The sequence below is a fragment of the Pseudoalteromonas sp. S4492 genome (assembly GCF_005886115.1).
In the GTDB taxonomy this organism is placed as follows: Bacteria; Pseudomonadota; Gammaproteobacteria; order Enterobacterales; family Alteromonadaceae; genus Pseudoalteromonas; species Pseudoalteromonas gelatinilytica.
This window is the reverse complement of sequence record NZ_PNCP01000318.1, coordinates 1-285: the sequence shown is the minus strand read 5'-3', so window position 1 is coordinate 285 and position 285 is coordinate 1. Positions and strand designations below refer to the sequence as shown.

1 protein-coding gene is annotated in these 285 nt (G+C 49.1%); it reads right to left on the bottom strand.

All coding sequences use genetic code 11. The features are described from left to right. Positions 1–228 (bottom strand): hypothetical protein (locus tag CWC28_RS22430; RefSeq protein WP_212746835.1); only part of this gene is annotated, 228 nt, incomplete at its 3' end. Between the last annotated feature and the right edge of the window lie 57 nt (positions 229–285).

Genomic DNA, 285 nt, shown 5'->3' with positions numbered 1-285 from the left:
AAATTTAACTCGCCTGGCTGGCTTGGCTGCAGTCTCCGCAGTATTTTCAGCTATTGTCTCAGGAGTAGGCTCACGAGGCACTGGCTGATCAATTACCTCTTCAATCTCAACCTCTTCCTGTCCATGGCTACTCTCACTCCGGCTTTCCTGGGACTGACGATGACGACGAATCACATCCTGAGCACTGGCTACAGAAATACGGTTCCTTCCTTCCAGAGGAATGTCCAAAGTCTCTCTCAAGAATCGAACAGCATTTAGTGCAGGCTCTGACTCTGATGACTGAAA